At 74.1% G+C, this 2,101-nt stretch carries 1 protein-coding gene; it reads left to right on the top strand.

The window, feature by feature from the left end; genetic code table 11:
* On the top strand, positions 1 to 353 hold a 353-nt coding region (locus AC5LSR_RS23140), incomplete at its 5' end, for a tetratricopeptide repeat protein (RefSeq protein ID WP_250287412.1).
* Positions 354 to 2,101 lie beyond the last annotated feature (1,748 nt).

The raw sequence follows: 2,101 nt of genomic DNA, 5'->3' as shown, positions 1-2,101 counted from the left end.
ACACCCTGGCCTCGGCGCACAGTCTCGCCGACGCCCTGTCCGGGTTGGGGGATTATCCGGCTGCCCGTGCCCTGTGCGAGGACACGCTCGCCCGCCGGCGGCGGATCCTCGGTGACGACCACCCCGACACTCTGGCCTCGGCGCGCAGTCTCGCCGGCGTCCTGCGCGTCGTCGGGGAAGAGGAGAAGGCGCGGGATCTGTACCGAGAGGTCTGGCAACGCCGCCGGCGTGTCCTCGGCCCCACCCACCCCCGCACTCTCGACACCGGCCGGAAACTCGATCTCCTACTTGAGCAGCTCGGTCAGCCTCCCGAAGCCCAGGTCGATGTGCGGCGACCGGCCGGCCCTTGGTGAGCCGGCCGCCACGAGCGGCCGGAAGACGTGATCGGCGCCTGCGTCGCGGTCGGCCTGAGGAAGACCGGCGCGAGTTTGTCGCTGGGTACGCTCACCGGGCCGGAAAGCGTACGCGACGACAAAGTCGTGCGGATCATGCTTCCGGTGGCTGGCCGGTGGCTGGCCGGTGGCTGGCCGGTGGCTGGCCGGTGGGTGATGGACGGCGGGCGGCGATATCGAGGTTGGAGTGCCAGGGTGAAACGCCCGTCCCGGCCGGCAGGTGTGGGCGTTTCACCCACCCCGGTCGGGGTGCGTGAACGGCGTGGGCCGGATTCCGGATTCCGACCCGCGGGTTGGGCGTCCGTGGGTGGGTTGTTTACTGGCGTTGGCGGGGAGATCGGGCGAGCCTCGGCGGTTCGGAGCGAGTTTGTAACTGTTCCTTGTCGAGGGGACTCGTATCCGTAACGGCTGGCGCATACCGTGGTCGCGGCGGCCCGGATCCGGCGGATTTGGGGTTATCGCGTCTCGTGGACGATTCCGGCCGGGGCCGGTGCGGCCCGCCACGGGAGGGGGAGGCGGTGGTGAGCGGTGACGACCGCGCGAAGGCGTGACGAAGACGGCCCCGGGCCGGATGCCGCCCGCCGGCCGGGCGGGTACGGGGAGCCGGACGGGCCCTGGAACGTCCACGAGGATGCCGACAACCGGGCCGACATCCAGGATGACCGGCCCGGGATCCTCGCCGCCGAGGACATGTTCCCCGCCGCGGATCTCGGTGACGCCAGGCCGGTTTCCCTGCTCGGCCTGCGCATGCCCGACCTGGAGGGCGAGCGCGACGCGACCGTCAGCCGCCGGGCCGGCCGCCCGCGGCCCGGCGGCGGCCGTGGGGACGGCGGCCCCCCGCGGCCTGGAGGGACGCGGGCCGGCATCGGCAGGCGGACGCAGCCGCATCCCACCCGCGGCGAGACCCGGCCGGCCGCCCACGGCGGCGAGCGGAACCACACCGGCCCCGGCATCCCCGGTCCTGGCATTTCCGGCCCCGGCGCTCCTGGCCCCGGCGCTCCTGGACTCGCTGGCTCCGCAGCCGGTGACCTCGCGGCCGGCGGCGCTGGCACCCGCGTCCCCGGGCCGGGCTTTTCCGGGGCTGGAGCTCCTGAGCCGGGCGTTCTCGGTCCTGGTGCCACGAGATCCGGCGTGGCTGGCCTCGGCATCCCCGAAGCCGACGCCCCCGAGCCTGGTGCTGCTGAAGGCGTCCGCACCGGATGGGGCAGTGTCGGGAGCGGACCAGCCGGCGTCGGAGCCGGCGGTAGCGGAGCCGGCGGAGTCGAGGCCACCTCGCCCGGGGCCAGCGAGGCCGGCGGAGCTGAAGGCCGTCTTGTCGGCTCCGGCGTTACCGGGGCCGGCCGCACCGGATCTGGCATCACCGGCTCCGGCGTCCCCGGCGCCGCCGCCCCGGACTCCGGCGTTGCCAGAGCTCCTGTGTCCGAAGCTCCCATATCCGAAGCCTCTGCGTCCGAGGCCTTTGCATTCGAGGCCTCTGCATTCGAAGCCACTGCATCCGACGTCCCCGTAGCTGGTGCCGCTGTCCCCGGGGGCGGTGGCGCCAGGGCTGCCGGTGACATCGGGGCCGTTGTCGTCAGGTCCGGCATCGCTGGTGCCGGCGTCATCGCGGCCGGCGCCAGCGATGCCGGCCAGGACGGATCCGAAGCCCAGGGGAGGACAGCCGTCGGAGCCGGCGGAGCCGGGATCCGACCGGGCACGGGGGGCTCAGG

This window comes from Protofrankia sp. CiP1_Cm_nod4, assembly GCF_982290645.1.
This window is presented reverse-complemented; position numbering and strand designations above follow the sequence as displayed.